Here is a 20,154-nt window from a genome sequence, read left to right on the forward strand (position 1 = left end):
GAACCCACCGGGCCGGGCCCGGACCCCGAGAACGAAGGATGAACCATGACCACCACTGAGCCCGGGACCCTCCTGACCCCCGCCCCCGCCCGCGCCGACTGGCCCACGCACCGCATGGGCCGTTTTCTTGCGGACATCGAGGCCAAGTACGACCAGAGCTTCGCCACCTACGAGGACGCCTGGCGCTGGTCCGTGGAGAACCTCGAGGACTTCTGGGGCGCGGTGTGGGGGCACTTCGAGGTGATTTCCCACTCCCCGTACACGGCGGTCCTGGAGGACCGCACCATGCCCGGTGCCCGCTGGTTTCCCGGGGCCACCCTGAACTACGCCGAGCACGTGTTGCGGACGCTGCGCGCCCGCGCCGAGGACGTCATGGTCACCTCCCGCAGCCAGACCAACGGCTCTGTGGAGTGGACCGGGGCACGGCTTCAGGAGGAGATCGCGCGCGTCCAAACCGGTCTCGTGGCCCGCGGGGTCACCAAGGGGGACCGGGTGGCCGGTTACCTGCCCAACATCCCCCAGACGCTGGCCGCCTATCTGGCGACAACGGGCATCGGCGCGATCTGGTGTGCCGTGCCCCCGGAGATGGGCCCCCAGTCCGTGCTGGACCGCCTCGTCCAGCTGGAGCCGAAGGTGCTGATCGCCATTGACGGCTACGTCTACGGCAAGCGGGACCTCCCCCGCGCCGATGATTTGGCCCGCATCCGGAAGTTCCTGCCCGGCACCCACACCGTCCTGCTGCCCTACCTGGACCCTGAGGCCCCCGTACCCGAGGGCGCGCAGAGCTGGGCCGAGTTCACCGGCCGGGCCGGGACCGAGACGGGGTTCGACGCCGCCGCGGTGCCGGCGGTCCACATCGAGCCGGTGCCCTTCGACCACCCGCTGACCGTGCTGTTCTCCTCAGGCACCACGGGCAAACCCAAAGCGATCGTGCACTCCCACGGCGGGATCCTGCTGGAGCACCTCAAGGCCCACGGACTGCAGTTCGACATGAGCGAGGCCGACAACGCCTTCTGGTTCTCCACCACCGGCTGGATGGTGTGGACGATGGGCATGTCCTCGCTGCTGCTGGGCGCGTCCGTGGTGCTGATGGACGGGGACCCGAACTGGCCGGCCGCCAACGGTGAGTGGTCCCAGTGGGCGGTGATGGCCGGGACGAAAGCCACCTACATGGGCACCGGCTCGGCGTACCTGGCCGCCTGCGCCCACTCCGGGATGCGGCCGAACCAGAAGTGGGACCTGACGCGGCTGCGAGAAATCCAGTGCTCCGGCTCGCCGTTGGCCGCCGACGTCGCCGGCTGGGTGCTGGACGCCGTCAACCCCGCCCTGCTGCTGGCCCCCACCTCCGGGGGCACAGACATCTGTGCCGCCTTTGTCGGTGGCAGCCCACTGACCCCGGTGTGGGCCGGGGAGATGTCCTGCCGTCCGCTGGGCGTGGCCGTGGCGTCCTGGGACCCGCAGGGCAGGGAACTCCAGGGCCAGGCCGGGGAGCTGGTCTGCACCGAGCCGATGCCGTCCATGCCGGTCTTCTTCTGGGGTGACGAGGGCAACGAGCGGTACGAGAACAGCTATTTCGGCGCCTACCCGGGAGTGTGGCGCCACGGCGACTGGCTCGTGCACACCGAACGCGGTTCCTGGGTGATCACCGGCCGCTCCGATGCGACCCTCAACCGAGGGGGCGTGCGCCTGGGCACCGCTGAGTTCTACGCCGTTCTGGACGCGCTGCGACAGGTGAACGACACCATGGTGCTGCATTTCGAGGACGCCGGCGGCATGGGCAAGCTCGTGCTGCTGGTCGACGCCGAGGACGGTGCGGACCAGGAAGCATTGGAGACGGCGATCCGCACCACGCTGCGCACCGAGCTCTCCCCCCGGCACGTCCCCGACCACGTGGTGTTCGTCGACTCGATTCCACGCAACCCCACGGGCAAACGTCTGGAGATCCCGCTCAAGCGCATCATCCAGGGCGCGGTGCAGGGGCAGGTGATGGATGTGGGCGTGGTGGCCCGTCCCGAACAGATCGATGCCACCGTCGCCCGGGTCCAGGAGGTCATGGGCAGGCCCTGATGCCCACGGGCCGGGTCAGTGCTGCTGTTCGACGGTGCGCCGTTCCAGGATCTCCGCCGCGTGCCGCAGGACCTCCACGTGTCGTGGGATGTCCGCGCGGGTGAAGCGGATACTGGGCGTCGCGGTCGTGAGCCCGGCCAGGGGCCGCCCCACGAAGTCCACGACCGCTATGCCGATGCCGATCACCCCCTGCTCCGTCTCCTCCAGGTTGGTCGCGTATCCGTTGTGCCGGATGCGCGTCATCCGCTTTTTCAGCGTGGCCAGGGAATGGATCTTGGCCGTGGGCCAGTCCGGCACGCCGGCCCGGTAAATGTCTTCCAGCTCCCGGTTGGGCAGCCGGGACAGCAGCGCCTTGCCGCCTGCCGAGGTGAAGGCCGGCATCGTGTCCCCGCGCCGCATGGCCACCCGCAGCCCGTGCGGGGACTCAATGCCGTCCAGGAACAGGATGTCCCCACCACGCAACACCATCAGCTGCACTGTCTCCCCGGTCTGGGCCTGGGCGTGCTCCAGTGCGGGCAGCGCGGCGTCGCGCAACCCGGCCAGGACGGGGGAGCGAAGGGGCATGGTTGTGAACGCGGGACCCACCAGATACCGGCGCAGGTGGTTCTGCCGGGCGAACCCCCGGAAGGCCAGGGCGTTGAGCAGCCGGTGAGCCGTGGACGGGGCGACACCGAGGTGCTCTGAGGCCTCCGCGACGGACACCGAGCCTTGACTGCGCAGCCAGTTCAGCAGCACCAGGGCACGGTCCACCGATTCGATGGGGGACACATCGGGAGTCATGTTCCAAGGATATTGCCCGTCCAGGCCACAGTAGGCCCCTCATGCTGGCTCACCGCCCCCGCAAGGGAAAGCGTTCTACCTCCTGATGCAGCGCACCCCCGCCCCGGCCCTCACCCAACACCGAGGCCATCAACCGGATCTCGCCGACGGTCCATTCGGGACCCTTGTACACGGACAGCGCGTGCACCACGTCCGACAGCTCGGGTGAGGGGCGCGCAATGGTGCGCGAGCGGCGTCGTTGTTCGCGGGCCTTGCGGGTCCGCTCCGCGCGGGACATGCGCGCGACCGTGAGGTGGGCTCGTTGCCGGGCGCGCTCGTCCTCGTTGATCGAGCAGGCGCGCATGAGCTCGACCATATTCTCGGATTGACCGCCCAACCCCATCCACAGGGTGGTTCCGGAGAACGACCCGGCCCCCCGCAAGCACGAGGTGAACGGCGCGGTCTCGCGGGCGACGCCGCTCAGATGCTCCGCAAGGTCGGGCACCGCGCCCTCGGGCTGGTCGCCGTAGAAACCGAGCGTGACGTGCCATTGCTCGGGATCGCCCCAGCGCAGGGCGGTGCCCGTGAGCTCACGAACTTCACGCAACGCACTGACCAAGTGCTCGCGTGCAGCGCGCGTGGGATAAACAGCGGCGAACAGCCTCATGAACCCACCCTAAATGGTGGGCGTCGGCTACTGGGTGAGCTCGGCGAGAAGGTTGTCCACGCGAGCCGCAATGTCGTCGCGCACCAGGCGCATGCGCTCCATGCCTTCGATACCGCGCTCGGACGGTTCGTCCGTGAGCCACGTTTCAATGGCCCCGGCCATGCCGTCCACCGGCTCGACCTGAGCCTCCCCGCCGACGAGCACCACACGATCCACGCGTCGTAGCAACTCCGGGTCAATGGCCTTGGGGGTTCCGGCGGACATGTCCGCACCCACCTCGGCCACAGCCTCGGCTGATTGCGCATTGATTGCGCTGCCGGGTTTGGTTCCGGCCGAATAGACGTCGACGGCGCCGCGGGCCTTCAACTCCATCAGTGCGGCAGCCATCTGAGACTTTCCGCCATTCTTGATGCACACGAACAAGACGGACGGTTTGTGATCGGCCATGGGGTCTCCTGAATCGATGTCTTGATGTGTCAGCGAGTGGGAACGGTGCGGTCGCCGGGGAACAGCTTGCGGCCGGCCCAGAGTGAAACGTAGACCAGTGCCACGAGAACGGGCACCTCGATGAGCGGACCCACCACGCCTGCGAGCGCTTGGCCCGAGGTCACCCCGAACGTACCGATGGCCACCGCAATGGCGAGTTCAAAGTTGTTGCCCGCGGCAGTGAACGCCACGGTGGTGGACTTGGCATAGTTCAGGCCCATGCCGCGCGAGGCCAGCAGGCCGATCCCGAACATCACGAAGAAGTACACCAGCAGCGGCAGCGCGATCCGAGCGACGTCCCACGGGTTGGACGTGATGGCATCGCCCTGGAGCGCGAACAGCAGAACAATGGTGAACAGCAGGCCGTAGAGAGCGAACGGGCCGATCTTGGGCAGGAATGTGTTTTCGTACCAGTCACGGCCTTTGGCGCGTTCGCCCAAGGTGCGCGTGAGGAATCCGGCCAGCAGCGGGATGCCCAGGAACACCAGGACGGACAGCACAATGGCGCCGATGCTGAACTCGGCACTCGTGGTGGGCAGACCCAGCCAGGACGGCAAGAGCTGCAGGTAGAACCAGCCCAGCAGGCCGAACGCGATCACCTGGAACACCGAGTTGATGGCCACCAGAACCGCCGCGGCCTCACGATCACCGCAGGCCAGGTCGTTCCAGATCAGTACCATGGCGATGCAACGGGCCAGGCCCACGATGATCAACCCAGTGCGGTATTCGGGTAGATCCGGTAGGAAGATCCAGGCCAGCGCGAACATCAACGCGGGGCCCACGAGCCAGTTGAGCACCAGCGAGAGCCCCAGCAGCTTGCGGTCGCCGGTGACCCGGTGGGTCTCGTTGTAGCGGACCTTGGCCAGCACCGGGTACATCATGACCAGCAGCCCGATGGCGATGGGGAGCGAGACCTCGCCGATCTTCACCGCTTCCAGGGCGGTGTCCAGGCCGGGAACCAGCCGACCCAGCAGAAGGCCCAGCACCATGGCCGCGATGATCCACACGGGAAGCCAGCGGTCCAGGAAGGACATGTCCTTGACCACCCCGTGCTGTGTGGCGGGACGGTCCTTAACGGTGTCGGTCATGGGGCAACTAATCCTTCGGATTGATATTTGTCTATACGTGAGCGTAATGGTCGTATAGACAAACATCAATCCAGAAACGCGCGCCTTGAACAGGCTAGGTTCGCGGTGGCAACTTGATGAGCTCGACCGAGGCGAGCGCGCCGTCGTCGGCGGTGACCCGCATGTACGTGCAGTGCGGCTGGCGGCGCCGATCCGTGGGCGACCCCGGGTTGAGCAACCGCATGCCTGCGGGAGACACCGAATCCCACGGAATGTGGCTGTGCCCGAAGATCAGCACGTCAGTGTCCGGGAAGGCCTTGTCCATACGCTTCTCGCGTCCGGTGGCCGCACCGGATTCGTGCGTCATGGCGAACCGCAGACCCTCCATCTCCCAGTGGATGGTTTCGGGCATAAGCTCGCGCAGCTCGGGACCGTCGTTATTGCCCCACACGGCGATCAACCGCTTGGACCTGCTCTTGAGAGCTTCATAGGTGTCCAGATCCACCCAGTCCCCAGCGTGGATCACCACATCTGCGGAGTCGACCTGCTCCCACACCTGGTCAGGCAGGGCTTTTGCGCGCTTGGGAAGGTGCGTATCGGCAATGAGAAGAATGGATGTGCTCACGGTCCTATTGTCCCGGTCAGCACTCAATCACGTTGACCGCCAGGCCACCGCGGGATGTTTCCTTGTACTTGACCTTCATGTCCGCGCCGGTTTCGCGCATGGTCTTCACGACCTGATCGAACGAGACCTTGTGTTCGCCGTCGCCATGCATGCACAGTCGGGCCGAGTTAATGGCCTTGACGCTGGCAATCGCATTGCGCTCGATGCAGGGAATCTGAACGAGGCCACCCACGGGATCACACGTGAGACCCAGGTTGTGCTCGATCCCCAGTTCGGCGGCGTTCTCCACCTGACGGGGAGACCCGCCGATCACGGCGCACAATCCGGCCGCGGCCATCGCGCACGCCGATCCCACCTCACCCTGACAGCCGACCTCGGCGCCGGAGATGGACGCGTTCTCCTTGATGATGATGCCGATCGCGGCGGCGGTCATCAGGTAGTTGAGCACCTGGTCATCGTTGGCATCTTCCATGAAGCGCGTGTAGAAATGCAGCACCGCCGGGATGATGCCCGCTGCACCGTTGGTGGGTGCCGTGACGATACGGCCACCGGAGGCGTTCTCCTCATTGACCGCGAGCGCCCACAGGTTGACCCAGTCCATGCCTCGCATGGGATCGTTGTCGGCTTCCTTGGCGCGTAGACGACGTCGCAGTTCCGGCGCCCGACGCCGCACTTTCAGTCCCCCGGGCAGCGTTTTCTCTTCGCGCGTGCACCCGTTCTCCACACACTCCTGCATCACGTCCCAGATATGCAGTAGTTGAGCCCGGGTGTCCTCGGCGGGCCGCCAGGACTCCTCGTTGGCGATCATGACCTCTGCAATGGACAGCCCCTCGGTCTCACACACGGCCAGCAACTCGTCGCCGGTGTTGAACGGGTACTTCACCGGGGTGGTGTCCGCGACGATCTTGTCCGAGCCGGAGGCTGATTCGTCCACCACGAAACCGCCACCCACCGAGTAACAGACGCGTTCGCGCACCAGGTCGCCAGCGGCGTCGTAGGCTTCGAAGCTCATCCCGTTGGGGTGAGTGGGCAGAGACTTGCGACGGTGCATGATCACGTCGTGCGAGCGGTCGAAACCGATCTCCTGCCGGCCTCCCAGCATCAACTTCTGATCGTCGGTGGCCTGACGGACCTGATCGTCCGCAGAGTCGGTGTCCACGGTCTCGGGATCCTCACCCATCAGGCCCAGGATCACTGCCTTGTCCGACCCGTGACCCCAACCGGTGGCACCCAGGGAACCGAAGAGCTGGGAGTGCACGCGCGCAACGGATTCCAGCAGGCCGTCCTCCTTGAGGCCCTCGACGAACAACCGCGCGGCCCGCATGGGGCCCACGGTGTGCGATGAGGACGGGCCGATTCCGACCGAGAACAGATCCAATGCGCTCAGTGCCACGACACTTCCTCCAGATTCACGGATTTTCCCTGACCTGCTTCGATCCGCCGGGGTATGGCCAAAGCTACGCGTGTCTCACATAGTGAGCAAGACACCTGTCGTAGTCAGGGAGGCGCACGGCCTCACCCTTGCGCCTCCCGTAGCGCGTCCGCCGCTCGAATCAAGCCCAGGTGACTGAACGCCTGAGGGAAGTTGCCCGCCATCCTGTGCTGGGCGACGTCGTACTCTTCAGCCAGCAGGCCGAGGTCGGACGAGAAGCCCACGGTGGTGTCCATGAGTTCCCGTGCATCGTCCACGCGACCGGAGCGTGCGTACTGTTCGACCAGCCAGAACGTGCAGATCACGAACGGGTATTCGTGCCCTTCCAGGCCGTCCATGGACTCACCGGAATCGGAGGTACGGTAACGCCAAACCTGCCCGTAATCGCCCTGCAGGTCCTCTTCAATCCGCGCGACTGTGCGCAGCATGGCCGGGTGGTCCGGTTCGATGAACCCGGTGTGCGGTAACTGCAGGAGGGAGGCGTCCACCTCGGTGTTGTCGTAGGTCTGGGTGAAAATGCCGAGTTCCTCGTTGTAGCCCTTCTCCCAGATCTCGTCGTGCAGACGGTCTCGCTGGTGGCGCCACCGCTCCACGTCTCCCTGCAGCCCGAACTGCTCTGCGGCGCGGATTCCCTCGTTGAACGTGGCCCACATCATGACCCGACCGTGGGTGAAGAAGTGCTTGTCACCGCGCATTTCCCAGATCCCGTGATCCGGGTCCTCCATGTGAATCTCGCAGTACTTCATGAGGTTCATCTGCAAACCCCACGAGTAATCGTTTTCCTCGATCCCCGCGGCACGCAGCTCGGCAAGCGCCATCATCACCTCACCGGTGACATCCGCCTGGAATTGGCCCGCGGCCCCGTTGCCCACGCGCACCGGGGTGGAGTTCTCGTAGCCCGTAAGATGGTCCAGCTCGTATTCCATGAGATTACGGCGACCGTCAATGCCGTACATGATCTGCAGCTGCTCCGGGTCCCCGGCCACCGCGCGCAACAGCCAGTCACGCCACAACAATGCACCGTCCGTGTGCCCGTGTTGGACCAGCACTTCAATGGTCAGCGCGGCATCCCTCAGCCACGTGTACCGATAGTCCCAGTTGCGTTCCCCACCGAAGTCCTCCGGCAGGCCCGCGGTGGGGGCCGCCACGATTCCCCCGGTGTTGGAGTGGGTGAGCGCACGCAGCACCAGTAAGGACCGGCCCACGGCGTATTCGTAGTCCCTACCCCCGTCCCAGGAAACATCCGAGGCCCATTCGCGCCAGAACTTCTCCGTGGCCTGCTGGGCAGACTGCGGGTCCGCGGGGGCCGGGAGGTTTTCATAGGCGTGGCACCAGGTGAGGACCCAGGCGAGCTCTTCGCCCTCGCGAACAGTGAATTGTCCACCGTGGCCACGTTGCACCTCCTCCGGTGCGCACATGTCCGCGTCGGGTCCGTGCGTGTCCCCGTCGGTGAGCTCCTTGGTCGTACCATCCACGCTGGTCTCGTACGGCTCCAAGGAAGGGCCCGTCAGCAGCAACGCGTCCGGACCGGCCACCGCCAGCAACCCCCGGTCCACGGTGACCTGTGAACTGCACTGCGACGCCGCCTCGCGCACTCTCTGTCGGAACTTCTTGTAGGAGCCGGCATGGCTGCGTGCTCCGTGATCCTCACCCGAGTCTTCGGACCGGCGACCCACATCCTCGGAGGTACCCACCGGATGCGGATCCGAAGGGTCGTCACCCAAGTCCGCAGTGGGGCCGTCTTGCGCGCCGTCGTCCTCCGGGCCCAGGTCCACACGACGCACCCACGGCGTAACGCTGCCGTAATCGAATCGCATGCGCAGGTCGTGCTCGACCTCCACGGTGCCCTCCACGCACTTCACGCGACGGATCAGGTTGGCGGTGTCATCGCTGGGCGGGAGGAAGTCCGTGACCACGGCTCTGCCCGTGGGCGTGCGCCACTCCGTCTCCACGATGAATGTTTGGGGGACGTAACGCCGTGAGACCACTTCCCCGTCCACGGCACTGAGCTTCCACCGCCCGTTGCTCTCATTCCCCAGGATCGAGCAGAACACGGCGGGGGAATCGAAGCGCGGGAAACACAACCAGTCCACGCTGCCGTCTCGGGACACCAGCGGTCCGGTGTGGAGATCGGCCAGCAGCGCATAGTCCTCAAGAGGGGTACTCATAAGCTGAATTCAATCATCAGCACCCTGCGAACGCCTGGAAGCGAGATCATCGATGATTCAGACGCCTGATCTAACGTAGAGGTATGCAGAACATCAGGACACTGGTCATCCTGGGTGCCTCCGGGGACCTCACCGCTCGTCTTCTCCTTCCCGGACTGGGCACGCTGCTCAACGAACAGCCGGACCGGGAGATCACGGTGATTGGTTCCGCGCGCGACGACTTCCCAGGCCCCCTGGGGCCCGACGACGACGTTCGGGGCGCCGATTGGCCCCAAACGGTTGCCAAAGCTTTCGATTCCGTGGGTGCGACCGGACCTTCGGTCGAGCGGGTCAAGGACTCTACCCGCTGGATCGAGTGCGACGTGGCCGAGGCAGATCAGCTGGCTGCACTGCTCGACGACGTGGAGGGGCCCGTCTGCCTATACTTCGCGTTGGCACCGGCCGTCACTCGCAAGGCCTGCGAGGCCTTGAAGAGCCTCGACTCTTTGCCCGACGACCTCTGCCTCGCACTCGAAAAGCCCGTGGGCACGGACCTCGACTCGGCGCGTGAGCTCAACGCACTGGTGGGTGAGCTGGTCGACGAGGATCACACCTTCCGCGTGGACCACTTCCTGGGCATGCCCGGCGTGCTGGACGTGAGCGGCCTGCGCTTTGGCAACCGCATGTTCGAGCCGGTGTGGAGCCGCGAGCACGTGGAATCCATCGAGATCGTCTTTGATGAAACGCTGGCGTTGGAAGGCCGCGCCGGTTTCTACGATTCCACGGGTGCTGCGGAAGACATGATCCAGTCCCACCTGCTGCAGGTCATGGCGTTGGTCATGATGGAACCGCCCTCCCGCTTCGACCCCGTGGAGGTGCCGGCCAACACCGCGCACATTCTCCGCGCCACGCGCCTGTGGAGTGAGGATTCTTCGACCCGCTCTCCCCAGTACCGCAAGATCACGCCCGTGGTCCGCGGCCGGTACACCGCGGGCACAGTGGACGCTCACGAGCTCCCCGATTACACCTCCGAGGAGGGCGTGGATCCTTCGCGCGAGACGGAAACGTTCGCGCAGGTCACCCTCGAGGTGGACACTTGGCGGTGGAACGGCGTGCCCGTGACGTTGCGCTCGGGCAAGGCCATTGGCAATCCGGTCCAGCACATCCGCGTGACCTTCCGCCAACCGCCGCACGGCTACGAAGGCTGGCCGCACCCGCTGGCTCCCAACGCCATCTCGGTGGGATTCGAGGACGAAAACGTGCAGATCGAACTCAACGTGGGCAGCCCATATGACTCACGAGGCATGAACCGGTTGACACTGTCCAGCGGCACGCCCACCCCGGGGCTCACCGCCTACGGCTCCGTGATGCGGTGGATCTTGGACGGGGACCCCACCTTCACCGTGCGCGCGGATGCAACCGAGGAGGGCTGGCGGATCATCGACCTCATCAAGCACGCCTACGCCACGGACGCGCCCCTGCTCGAGTACCCCGCCGGTTCCGAGGGCCCGGTGCCGCTGCCGTAGTAGCGCCCAGTACCCACGCACCCCTACAATCTGATCGACTTTGTAACCAGGAACAAACCGATTCCTGGACTTAACGTCGATCACTCTGCGCCCGGCTCCGCACCTGGGCGTTACCGTCGATCAGAATGCGGCATACCTGGACGAGCTGTCCTAGCCGACGCCGACTCAGTCGTGACGCTCGTGTCGGTCCACCAGGGGAATCCCCGCGGTCACAGGGTGGGAACCGGCGGTCATTTCCGCAAGTGGCTGATCCACGATGGGGATGCCCGCGGTGACCGGTTCCCGCTCGGATTCGTAATCTTCGGCAGGGGTGGTGACCGAGCGACGTCGGCGGACGATGTCCACGGCCGACTCAACCACGAGCACTCCCAGTGCCAGCCAGATGGGCAGGTAGGTGAAGATCTGCCCCGGGGCCAGGGTCTCGCCGATCGCGAGCGAAACGAACACGAGTAGCACCGGCTCCAGGTAGCCGAGCAGGCCGAACACGTTGAACGGCAGGAGCTTGCTGGCCACTGTGTACGCGACCAGGGCGCCGGCGCTGAGCGCACCCAGTCCGAGGATCGCGGCGATCAACAAGCTCTGGTCGTCAATGGCGGCCAGACCGTCCTCCGCGCCCAGCAGGAACGCGGCAATGGGGAGCATGAGCGCCATCTCCGCCCACAAGCCGCCCGAGAACGAGGTGCCGACCTGGTGGCGCACCACGAAGTACACGGCGTAACCGCCGGCCACCGCCACGGTGGGCCAGGACATGCCGCCTGCCCGCCAGACTTCGTGGATCACACCGATCGTGGCCAGCGCGGCACCGGCGATCTTCCACCAGGACATCGGCTCCTGGTAGAGCACCCGTCCGATCACGACCATGACCAGCGGCAAGAGGAAGTAGCCGAGGGAGGTGTCCAGGGCGTAACCGTTCAAGGGGGCCCACGCGAACAACCACATCTGCATGGCCAGAATCCCGGCGGTGACCAGCAGGGACAGGCCCACCAGAGGTTTCTCCCCCGCCAGCACCAGCACCCGTTGAATGGCCCAGCGCCTGCCGGTCATCAACAGGATCAGTGTGACCGCGGGAAAGGTGAGGAGCATACGGAACGCCAGAATCTGATTAGCGTTCATCGGCTGCAACAGCACCGGATAGAGATACAGAACCCCGAAGAATACGGAGGCCAAAACGGAGGCCAGGACACCTCTCAGCATGAGAATGCTCCTTCCGGTCAGTGCAGCGGTATATCGCCCCTTGCGTGTGTGGATGGAATGGTTGAGGAACCTTCTTCTCAAGGTAGGGGGTGAGCGCGGTAAAGGCCACCTGTGACCGGGGCGCTACCCTATTGGGGGTCGCTCGAAGCACGCTCGGGCCGTGTTCTGCGCAGTGCTCGGTTCCGACCGCCCGCCGATTCAACCCTTGTTCCTCGCCCTTGATCTCACCCGGGAGTTCTGTGTCCTCCTCCGTGCACACCAACCACGTCACACCGCTCCAACGCCAGTCCGTTACACGCACCCTGCGCACCCCTTCGTGGCTCAAGACCGAAGTACTGGGCGCCCTGGTGGTGGGGCTGGCCCTGATTCCCGAGGCCATTGCCTTCTCCGTGATCGCCGGCGTGGACCCGCAGGTGGGGCTGTTCGCCGCCGCACTCATGGCCATGACTTTGGCTCTGACGGGTGGGCGCCCCGCCATGATTTCGGCAGCCACCGGTGCCACGGCACTCGTGATGGCCCCCTTGGTCGCATCGCACGGCGTGAACTATCTGATTGCCGCGGTGATTCTGGCGGGCGTTTTCCAGATCGTGCTGGGCGCGGTGGGTTTCGCACGGATCATGCGGTTCGTGCCGCGCTCGGTCATGGTGGGCTTCGTGAACGCTCTGGGCATTCTGCTGTTCATCCCGCAGCTCGAGGAGCTCATCGGCGTACCGTGGGCGGTGTACCCGGTGGCGGCAGTCGCCTTGTTGATCGTGTTCGGTCTGCCCCGGCTCACCACCGCCGTGCCCGCACCACTCGTGGCGATCCTGGTGCTCACCCCGGTAGTGGTGCTACTCGGATTGAATGTGCCCACCGTGAGTGACAAGGGCAAACTCCCCGACTCATGGCCCCAGCTGATCGTCCCGGACGTGCCCTACACGCTGGAGACACTGCAAATCATTGCTCCGTTCGCCCTGACCATGGCGGTGGTGGGCATCATGGAATCGCTCATGACCGCCAAGCTCGTGGACGACATCACCGATACCCCCTCCAGCAAGACCCGCGAAACCTGGGGTCAGGGTGTGGGCAACGTGGTCAGCGGCATGTTCGGCACCATGGGCGGTTGCGGCATGATCGGGCAGACGATGATCAACGTGCGGGCCTCGGGAGCGCGCACTCGGATCTCCACGTTCCTCTCCGGAGTGTTCCTGCTACTCCTGGTGGTGCTGCTGGGCGAGATCGTGGGCACCATTCCCATGGCCGCGCTGGCCGCCATCATGATCTTCGTGGCCTGGGCAACCTTCGACTGGCACTCCATCCGCCCGTCCACGCTGCGCCGCATGCCGCTGTCCGAAACCGTGGTCATGCTCGTGACGGTTGCCGTCACGGTGGCCACCCACAACCTGGCGCTCGGCGTGGGTGCGGGTGTCCTGGCGGCGATGATCGGCTTCGCACGCCGCGTAGCTCATGTGGTCACGGTGGAGCGCACCGTGGAGTCCTCGACGGGTTCGCGCGGAGGCAGTGCTGTAGCGGCTGGCCCGTCCGACCCGTACGGATCCGATATCCCGGCTTCCGGTCACTCTGCCGACGACAACGCCATGGCCACCTACCATGTGCGCGGCGAGTTGTTCTTCGCCTCCTCCAACGACCTGTACACCCAGTTCCGCTACGCCGAGGACCCGGCGACCGTGGTCATCGATTTCAGCGAGTCACACATCTGGGATGCCTCCACGGTGGCGGCCGTGGACGCCGTCACGGACAAGTACCGCGCTCACGGCACCACCGTGAAGATCCGGGGACTCAACCTGCCGTCCCGACGCATGAGGGCGCGGTTGTCCGGGACCATGCAGTAGGGCCAATCGTCAATTGGCTCGGTGGCTGAGAGGCACCCCATCCACCGACCCACACTGGCCCGCGTGTCACCAGTCGGAGAAGTTCACCTCCACCTTGTCCCCGGTGACGACCAGGTCACCGGAGCCGCGCTCCGCACGTTCGTCTAATTTGGCGTTGGTCACTCAGCGCTGAGTAGTCTCGTTTGAATTGGCTAGCTCCGTGGCCCGCTGGGCATCCCCGGTCCCCACGGATTTCATGATCTCTTCGGCCTTCCTGTCCGAGCTAAACATGGTGCGACTGACCACGGAGAACACAATCACCGGGTGTTAACTGGAGAGTCCTCTATGAAAACCAGAAGCGAAGGATCCACTTGGACGTTGGGGACTGCTGCACGGTTAGGTGACAGGTTGTAGTCACGCCGCCAGTGCGACGGTCGTGTTCATGATGGTCTCGAACTCGATGGGCGTCAAACGGCCCAGACGTGCCTGACGCCGACGCCGGTGATAGGTCCGTTCGATCCAGGTCACCATTGCGATGCGTAGCTGCTCGCGGGTGGTCCAGGAGCGGCGGCCGAGGACGTTCTTCTGCAGAAGGGAGAAGAACGATTCCATCGCGGCGTTATCGCCGGCAGCACCCACCTGGCCCATGGATCCGATGAGGTGGTGACGGTTCAGGGCGTGCACGAATTTCCGTGACCGGAACTGAGACCCACGGTCCGAATGCACGATGCAACCAGCGGCGTCGCGACGTCTGGATATCGCGTTGTCCAGGGCGTTCACCGCGAGGCGCGCCTTCATCCGGTCGCTGATCGAGTAGCCCACGATCCGGCCGGAATAGACGTCTTTGATGGCGCAGAGGTAGAGCTTGCCCTCCGCGGCTTGAGTTCCAGCCATCGTCGCAACACTGGTTCAACTCGCATTCAGTAAAGCATGGAGTCGTTCGGCTGGAGTGTCCCGGACGCTTGCCGTTCTTGGCGCGCTTCTTGCCGAAGACGGACCACCACTGGTTGTCGCGGCAGATCCGCCACGCGGTCCGCTCGCACATCGCCTCGCCCGCGTCTGCGGCTTCGCCGACGAGGAGCCGGTATCCGAACTCGGGATCGTTGTGGTGGCCGTCCAGGAGCGCGTTGGCCCGGTATGCCTCGGCCAGCTCGGCCTTGGTGACCGTAGTGCCTCACAGTCAATTCCCCGGGAACGGTGGGCCGTGCCTCAGATAAAAGTCCCCGGGAAATCTAGCTGGCCTGCCGGCGGTGGAGCTTGATGCCCGAGGGGTTGGGGTGGGCGGTGACGGCCTGTACTTCCCGTTCGAGTTCGCGGGTCTTCTCGGCGGCCAGGCGGATCAGTTGTTGCTGGATCCGGTCGATTTCGGTGGCGATGGCCACCGGGTCCAGGCTGTCGTGGTGGGCCCGGAGTTCGGCTTGCTGGGTGTCGCTGAGGATTCCGGAGGCCAGCAGCCGTCGGTATGGGGTTTTCGGGGTGTCGTAGAGGCGTTTGCGCCGCCCGACCGCGTCGGTGGCCCAGCCGGCGGGCTTCTTTGTGGGGGTGAGGTAGTTCAGCCGGTCGTTGACCAGGGGCCAGAGCCGGTTCAGCAGCACCAGCTCGGCGGGGGCGTCGTACCGGTAGTAGAACCCGTAGCGGCGCACCAGGTGCCCGTTCTTAGATTCGATGGTGGCCTGGTCGTTCTTCTTGTAGGGCCGTCCGCGAGTGAAGAAGATGTCCTTGTCGGCGGCCCAGTTGACCACGTCGTGGTTGATGAACTCCGATCTGTTGTCGAAGTCCAGGTCGCTGACTAGGTACGGGATCGTGTCGAATCCGGTCTGGAGGGTGGCGAGGATGTGTACGCGGGCGTTGTTGCGGATCGCGCGGGTGAATACCCAGCCGTTGTGCACATCGGTGAAGTTCACCGAACGGGCGAACTCGCCCTTGAGCGTGGGCCCGCAGTGGGCGACGGTGTCGACCTCGAAGAATCCGGGTTCGTCCTCGACCTCGTCACCGGCCTTGCGGATCGTGACCGAGGTGCGCAACAAGGACCCCGGCTTCGTCGCGGACTTGCCGTGCACCGGGTCCTTGGCCCGGGTCGGGGCCAGGTACCGGTCGATGGTGGCCGCGCTCATCGCCAGCAGCTCGGCCCGCACCACCGGGCAGTACCGGTCCTGGCCCCCGACCAGGGCGCCGTGGCGTTCCATCGCCTCGATCCACTCGGCCATCGAGGCGGCCAGGTACTTCCCGCACAGGCCGCCGGAGACCGCCCAGATGCGCCGGAGCACCATGAGGGCGTCGTAGGAGTACCTGCGGGGTTTGGTCTTGCGCCGGTCGAGCACCGTGACCGTCGCGGCAGCCCGCCCTGGCGGCTGATTGGCGCGGCGGCGCAGCTGCTGGCGGGCGTGGTCCCGGTTCCAGCCGGTGACTCCGACAACGGTGTCCAGGATCGCGCCCTTCTGCTTCTTCGGCGCCGTCGCATAGGCCTTGGCGTACTTCTTGGTCACTTCGATGCGGGTCATCATCGACACGTCCCTGTCAGCCATACCCCATCGTCGCCGTGCCACCGAAACCACGGAAGATTTCGCGGGGAAAACCATGTGAGGCACGGCCCCTGCTACGCGGGGACTTTATGTGAGTCTCGTCGTTCTCTGGCGGTGAACACGCGCCTGCGCCTAAAATGGCGTGAGTAGGGTCGTTGAGACCGATCAGATCAGCAGGCTGTCGTTCCGGTCGGGGCGGCGGCCCTGGGAGAGGAGGACGCATGAAGGCTTTGACTTGGCAGGCGAAGCGGACGGTGAGTGTGGAGGAGGTCCCGGATCCGGTTATCCAGGAGCCCACGGACGCGATCGTGCGGATCACCTCGTCCGCGATCTGCGGTTCGGATCTGCACCTGTACGAGGTGCTCACCCCGTTCATGGATAAGGGCGACATCATCGGCCACGAGCCGATGGGCATCGTGGAGGAGGTCGGCTCGGCCGTCACCCACATCAAGGCCGGGGACCGGGTGGTGATCCCGTTCAACGTCTCCTGCGGGCACTGCTTCATGTGCACCCAGGGCCTGCAGTCCCAGTGCGAGATCACCCAGGTGCGGGAGTACAACAACAACGCCCAGTTCCTGGGCTACTCCCGTCTCTACGGTTCGGTGCCCGGTGGGCAGGCCGAGTACCTGCGCGTGCCGCACGCGGACTACGGGCCCATCAAGGTCCCGCACACCGGGCAGGACGAGCGCTACCTGTTCCTCTCCGACGTGGTGCCCACTGCCTGGCAGGCCGTGCAGTACGCCGCGCCCGGGCAGGGCGGGTCCCTGGCGGTGCTCGGTCTGGGCCCGGTCGGTCAGATGTCCGCCCGCATTGGCAAGCACTTGGGTTATGAGGTGTTCGCGGTGGACCCGGTCCCGGAGCGCCGGGCCATGGCCGAACGCCACGGCATCGCCACCCTGGACTCCACGGACGGCGTGGTCGAGCAGCTCAAGGACCTCACCGGCGGGCGCGGCCCGCATGCGGTGGTGGACGCGGTCGGGATGGAGGCCCACGGCTCCCCGGTGGCCGGGATGGCCCACCAAGCGGTGGGAGCATTGCCGTCCGCGCTGGGTCGCAAGGCGATGGAAACGGCGGGGGTGGACCGACTCGGTGCCCTGTACACCGCGATCGAGGCCGTGCGGCGCGGTGGGACGATCTCGATCAGCGGGGTGTACGGCGGGATGAAGGACCCGCTGCCGTTGATGACGATGTTCGACAAGCAGCTCCAGTTGCGGATGGGTCAGTGCAACGTGCGGCGGTGGACCGAGGAACTGCTGCCGCTGGTCGATGACCCCGCCGACCCGCTGGGCGTGCTGGACCTCACCACGCACACCGCCCCCCTGGACCAGGCGCCGGCGATGTACGAGAAGTTCCAGAAGAAGGAAGACGGCTGCATCAAGGTCGTCCTCAAGCCCTAGCCTCCCAGTACGCGCCGGAGCCCGGTCTCCATCTCGAGACCGGGCACTGGCGTGTCTTGGGCCCGTCCGTGGCCCGCGCCCACACCGGGTGGCCGCGTGGTGCGTTCACCGTTCACGGCCAGCACCGGGGTCGATCGCACACAGCAGCGCAGAGGGGCGCGGGGATTCATCGGGCGAAGTCAGTGGCCGGAATAGTGCTCTGAGGGGCCGTGTTGCCACGGGTATGAAGGCAATTGGATTCCATACCCCCGGTGACCCGGACGTCCTCGACGTGATCGAGCTTCCCGATCCCGTTCCCGGCGAGGGCGAGGTCTTGATTCGTGTTCACGCGGCCGCGGTGAACCCTACCGACTTCACCGGGCGCACCCGGCAGCGGCGGGCGGGGACAGCCGGGGGACCGTATGTGCTGGGCATGGATGCGGCCGGGGTCATCGAACAGATCGGCCCCGAGACCCAGACCGATCTGAGGGTCGGTGATCGCGTCATGGCCATCATCGTCCCGCGCGGCTCACACGGGGCTTATGCCGAACGCGTGGCGGTTCCGGCCGAGTCCGTGGCGCCCATGCCGTCGAACACCGGCTTCGCCGAGGCCGCCACCTTGCCGATGAACGGGCTGACCGCGCGACTGGCCCTGGACAGGCTGGGCCTGGACGCCGGTGATGTGGTGGCGGTGACCGGTGCAGCCGGGGCCATGGGCGGGTACGCGGTGCAGCTGGCTAAGGCCGACGGGCTGAGGGTCGTGGCCGACGCCGCACCGCAGGACGAGGAACTCGTCAAGAGCCTGGGAGCGGACCTGGTGCTGCCCCGCGGCGAGGGCTTCGCACAAGCGGTGCGCGAGCACTACCCCGCCGGGGTGGATGCGCTGATCGACGGTGCCGTACAGGGGAACGAGATCGCGGCCGCGATCAAGGACCGTGGAACGGTGATCACCCTGCGCGGATACGACCAACCAGGCGAGCGGGGCATCGTGTTCCAGCCGATCGTGGTGGTCGACTACGCCCGTGCCTCGGAGAAATTACACACCCTTGGCCGCCAGGCCGAAGAAGGCCTGCTGAGCCTGCGCGTAGCCCAGGAGCTCCCGATGGACCAGGCTCCCCAGGCTCACCGGCGCCTGGAAGCAGGAGGGGTGCGCGGGCGGCTCGTCCTGGTCTTCTGAGGTGGCGACAACGGGAGCGCCGTTACCTACTACCTCACGAAGCGTGTAGGGCCGAGGACATGCCGGTATTGGAGGGGGGAGGTGCCGGCATGCCCTCGACCGTTATCGACGGTAGACCAGCACCCTGTGCGCATGAACCGCTGTGGACACCCGAGGATTACCTGACTTGCCCCGAGGTGTTGGGCCGGGAGCACTCACCTTCTGAGGCGGTCTCATGCGGTTGGTGCGACTGAGGGTCGTAGTGAGTTTGAACGGAGGACCTGTCATTCCGGTGGTGCAGGTGAATCGGCCCAGGTTCTCTGCCGCTACTTTGTGGGTTCGGGCTCTCGGGTGAGGGCCTCATAGTGGAGCGTCTCGAACTCTATCGGGGTGAGCATCCTGAGGGAGCCGTGGAGGCGCCGGTTGATGCTCCTATATGCGTCAAGCCGCTAGCGCGGCGTCTGCTTGGGTGAGCCGTAGGTCCCGTGTGTTCTTCCAGACCTCGCGGATGAGATGGCGTTTCAGGCACCGGATGATCTCCAGCTTGGTCTTGCCCTCGGCGGTGCGCCGTTCGACGTAGGTCTTGGTCCGGTCGTCCATGCGCATTCGCACGATGATGATGCGGTGCAGCGCGGCATTGGCCGGGACTGCCGCACGAACAGGTGACAGTTGGGGTTTCAGGCCGCGAGGTCCACGGCCGGGTTCATGATGGTCTCGTATTCGATGGGGGTCAATCGGCCCAGGCGGGCCTGTCGGCGACGGCGGTGGTAGGTACGTTCGATCCAGGTGATGATCGCGATCCGAAGCTCTTCACGGGTGTGCCAGCGCTTGCGGTCCAGGACGTTCTTCTGCAGAAGGGAGAAGAACGATTCCATCGCGGCGTTATCGCCGGCAGCACCGACCTGGCCCATGGATCCGATGAGGTGGTGACGGTTCAGGGCGTGCACGAATTTCCGTGACCGGAACTGAGACCCACGGTCCGAATGCACGATGCAACCAGCGGCGTCGCGACGTCTGGATATCGCGTTGTCCAGGGCGTTCACCGCGAGGCGCGCCTTCATCCGGTCGCTGATCGAGTAGCCCACGATCCGGCCGGAATAGACGTCTTTGATGGCGCAGAGGTAGAGCTTGCCCTCCGCGGCTTGAGTTCCAGCCATCGTCGCAACACTGGTTCAACTCGCATTCAGTAAAGCGGCCCTTCACAGATGAGCGTGGGTAGGCGTCTTCCGCCACGGCCGGTGGCCACCGGCGGCGAGCAGGGCGCGTAGCCGGTAGTTGTCGAAGTTGCGGAAACCCCGAGCGACCCGGCGCATCGTCTC

15 protein-coding genes and 2 pseudogenes are annotated in these 20,154 nt (G+C 65.6%); 5 read left to right on the forward strand and 12 right to left on the reverse strand.

The genetic code is table 11. The features are described 5' to 3' along the window. The first annotated feature begins 45 nt into the window (after nucleotides 1-45). The gene (locus CKW39_RS15055; RefSeq protein ID WP_095798940.1) at nucleotides 46-2,067 is read left to right on the forward strand and encodes an acetoacetate--CoA ligase; all 2,022 of its coding nucleotides are present in this window, start codon (nucleotides 46-48) and stop codon (nucleotides 2,065-2,067) included. Nucleotides 2,068-2,082: 15 nt separating this feature from the next. On the opposite strand, the gene CKW39_RS15060 is transcribed toward CKW39_RS15055, so the two are convergent. From CKW39_RS15060 to CKW39_RS15090, 7 genes are all read right to left on the reverse strand, one after another. Next, nucleotides 2,083-2,847, reverse strand: coding sequence for an IclR family transcriptional regulator (locus tag CKW39_RS15060; RefSeq protein ID WP_095798941.1), 765 nt, complete (start codon nucleotides 2,845-2,847; stop codon nucleotides 2,083-2,085). 49 nt (nucleotides 2,848-2,896) lie between these two features. Then, on the reverse strand, nucleotides 2,897-3,493 hold the full coding sequence (gene thpR, locus CKW39_RS15065) for an RNA 2',3'-cyclic phosphodiesterase (RefSeq protein ID WP_095798942.1): 597 nt from the start codon (nucleotides 3,491-3,493) through the stop codon (nucleotides 2,897-2,899). Between the two features lie 27 nt (nucleotides 3,494-3,520). Beyond that, a complete protein-coding gene (locus CKW39_RS15070) occupies nucleotides 3,521-3,940 on the reverse strand; it encodes a low molecular weight phosphatase family protein (protein ID WP_095798943.1) in 420 nt (139 codons plus the stop codon). A 29-nt stretch (nucleotides 3,941-3,969) separates the two neighbouring features. Further along, complete coding sequence (arsB, locus tag CKW39_RS15075; protein WP_095798944.1) at nucleotides 3,970-5,067, reverse strand: ACR3 family arsenite efflux transporter; 1,098 nt, start codon at nucleotides 5,065-5,067, stop codon at nucleotides 3,970-3,972. A gap of 94 nt (nucleotides 5,068-5,161) precedes the next feature. Then, on the reverse strand, nucleotides 5,162-5,671 hold the full coding sequence (locus tag CKW39_RS15080) for a metallophosphoesterase (RefSeq protein ID WP_095798945.1): 510 nt from the start codon (nucleotides 5,669-5,671) through the stop codon (nucleotides 5,162-5,164). A gap of 16 nt (nucleotides 5,672-5,687) precedes the next feature. Then, complete coding sequence (locus CKW39_RS15085) at nucleotides 5,688-7,064, reverse strand: L-serine ammonia-lyase (protein WP_095798946.1); 1,377 nt, start codon at nucleotides 7,062-7,064, stop codon at nucleotides 5,688-5,690. A gap of 122 nt (nucleotides 7,065-7,186) precedes the next feature. Continuing rightward, nucleotides 7,187-9,271, reverse strand: coding sequence for a glycoside hydrolase family 15 protein (locus tag CKW39_RS15090; protein ID WP_095798947.1), 2,085 nt, complete (start codon nucleotides 9,269-9,271; stop codon nucleotides 7,187-7,189). Between the two features lie 83 nt (nucleotides 9,272-9,354). Between CKW39_RS15090 and CKW39_RS15095 the strand changes: the two genes are divergently transcribed. After that, nucleotides 9,355-10,776, forward strand: coding sequence for a glucose-6-phosphate dehydrogenase (locus CKW39_RS15095; RefSeq protein WP_095798948.1), 1,422 nt, complete (start codon nucleotides 9,355-9,357; stop codon nucleotides 10,774-10,776). Nucleotides 10,777-10,941: 165 nt separating this feature from the next. Here CKW39_RS15095 and rarD read toward each other — a convergent pair whose 3' ends face one another. Then, nucleotides 10,942-11,970: an EamA family transporter RarD gene (gene rarD, locus CKW39_RS15100; RefSeq protein WP_095798949.1), complete on the reverse strand. Its 1,029-nt coding sequence runs from the start codon at nucleotides 11,968-11,970 to the stop codon at nucleotides 10,942-10,944. A 239-nt stretch (nucleotides 11,971-12,209) separates the two neighbouring features. On the opposite strand from rarD, the gene CKW39_RS15105 reads away from it, so the two are divergent. Continuing rightward, a complete protein-coding gene (locus tag CKW39_RS15105; RefSeq protein ID WP_173674350.1) occupies nucleotides 12,210-13,802 on the forward strand; it encodes a SulP family inorganic anion transporter in 1,593 nt (530 codons plus the stop codon). A gap of 393 nt (nucleotides 13,803-14,195) precedes the next feature. Here CKW39_RS15105 and CKW39_RS15110 read toward each other — a convergent pair whose 3' ends face one another. Beyond that, on the reverse strand, nucleotides 14,196-14,675 hold the full coding sequence (locus CKW39_RS15110; RefSeq protein WP_095798950.1) for an IS3 family transposase: 480 nt from the start codon (nucleotides 14,673-14,675) through the stop codon (nucleotides 14,196-14,198). A 338-nt stretch (nucleotides 14,676-15,013) separates the two neighbouring features. Then, nucleotides 15,014-16,306: a DDE-type integrase/transposase/recombinase gene (locus CKW39_RS15120; protein WP_095798951.1), complete on the reverse strand. Its 1,293-nt coding sequence runs from the start codon at nucleotides 16,304-16,306 to the stop codon at nucleotides 15,014-15,016. Nucleotides 16,307-16,524: 218 nt separating this feature from the next. Here CKW39_RS15120 and CKW39_RS15125 point away from each other — a divergent pair, with 218 nt between their 5' ends. Both CKW39_RS15125 and CKW39_RS15130 read left to right on the forward strand, forming a co-directional pair. Beyond that, nucleotides 16,525-17,700, forward strand: a complete 1,176-nt coding sequence (locus tag CKW39_RS15125) for an alcohol dehydrogenase catalytic domain-containing protein (RefSeq protein ID WP_024289189.1) — start codon at nucleotides 16,525-16,527, stop codon at nucleotides 17,698-17,700. A gap of 223 nt (nucleotides 17,701-17,923) precedes the next feature. Beyond that, complete coding sequence (locus CKW39_RS15130; RefSeq protein ID WP_095798952.1) at nucleotides 17,924-18,856, forward strand: NADP-dependent oxidoreductase; 933 nt, start codon at nucleotides 17,924-17,926, stop codon at nucleotides 18,854-18,856. Between the two features lie 420 nt (nucleotides 18,857-19,276). Here CKW39_RS15130 and CKW39_RS15135 read toward each other — a convergent pair. Continuing rightward, a pseudogene (locus CKW39_RS15135) lies at nucleotides 19,277-19,477 on the reverse strand (IS110 family transposase); the annotation flags it as partial. A gap of 35 nt (nucleotides 19,478-19,512) precedes the next feature. Continuing rightward, nucleotides 19,513-19,971: pseudogene (locus tag CKW39_RS15140) on the reverse strand (IS3 family transposase); the annotation flags it as partial. Between the last annotated feature and the right edge of the window lie 183 nt (nucleotides 19,972-20,154).

Source organism: Kocuria sp. WRN011 (assembly GCF_002295155.1).
In the GTDB taxonomy this organism is placed as follows: Bacteria; Actinomycetota; Actinomycetes; order Actinomycetales; family Micrococcaceae; genus Kocuria; species Kocuria carniphila.

Coding starts and splice junctions, on each gene's coding strand:
- CKW39_RS15055 (WP_095798940.1), top strand. CDS start 46: ATGACCACCACTGAGCCCGGGACCCTCCTGACCCCCGCCCCCGCCCGC.
- CKW39_RS15060 (WP_095798941.1), bottom strand. CDS start 2,847: ATGACTCCCGATGTGTCCCCCATCGAATCGGTGGACCGTGCCCTGGTG.
- thpR (WP_095798942.1), bottom strand. CDS start 3,493: ATGAGGCTGTTCGCCGCTGTTTATCCCACGCGCGCTGCACGCGAGCAC.
- CKW39_RS15070 (WP_095798943.1), bottom strand. CDS start 3,940: ATGGCCGATCACAAACCGTCCGTCTTGTTCGTGTGCATCAAGAATGGC.
- arsB (WP_095798944.1), bottom strand. CDS start 5,067: ATGACCGACACCGTTAAGGACCGTCCCGCCACACAGCACGGGGTGGTC.
- CKW39_RS15090 (WP_095798947.1), bottom strand. CDS start 9,271: ATGAGTACCCCTCTTGAGGACTATGCGCTGCTGGCCGATCTCCACACC.
- CKW39_RS15095 (WP_095798948.1), top strand. CDS start 9,355: ATGCAGAACATCAGGACACTGGTCATCCTGGGTGCCTCCGGGGACCTC.
- rarD (WP_095798949.1), bottom strand. CDS start 11,970: ATGCTGAGAGGTGTCCTGGCCTCCGTTTTGGCCTCCGTATTCTTCGGG.
- CKW39_RS15110 (WP_095798950.1), bottom strand. CDS start 14,675: ATGGCTGGAACTCAAGCCGCGGAGGGCAAGCTCTACCTCTGCGCCATC.
- CKW39_RS15120 (WP_095798951.1), bottom strand. CDS start 16,306: ATGGCTGACAGGGACGTGTCGATGATGACCCGCATCGAAGTGACCAAG.
- CKW39_RS15125 (WP_024289189.1), top strand. CDS start 16,525: ATGAAGGCTTTGACTTGGCAGGCGAAGCGGACGGTGAGTGTGGAGGAG.
- CKW39_RS15130 (WP_095798952.1), top strand. CDS start 17,924: ATGAAGGCAATTGGATTCCATACCCCCGGTGACCCGGACGTCCTCGAC.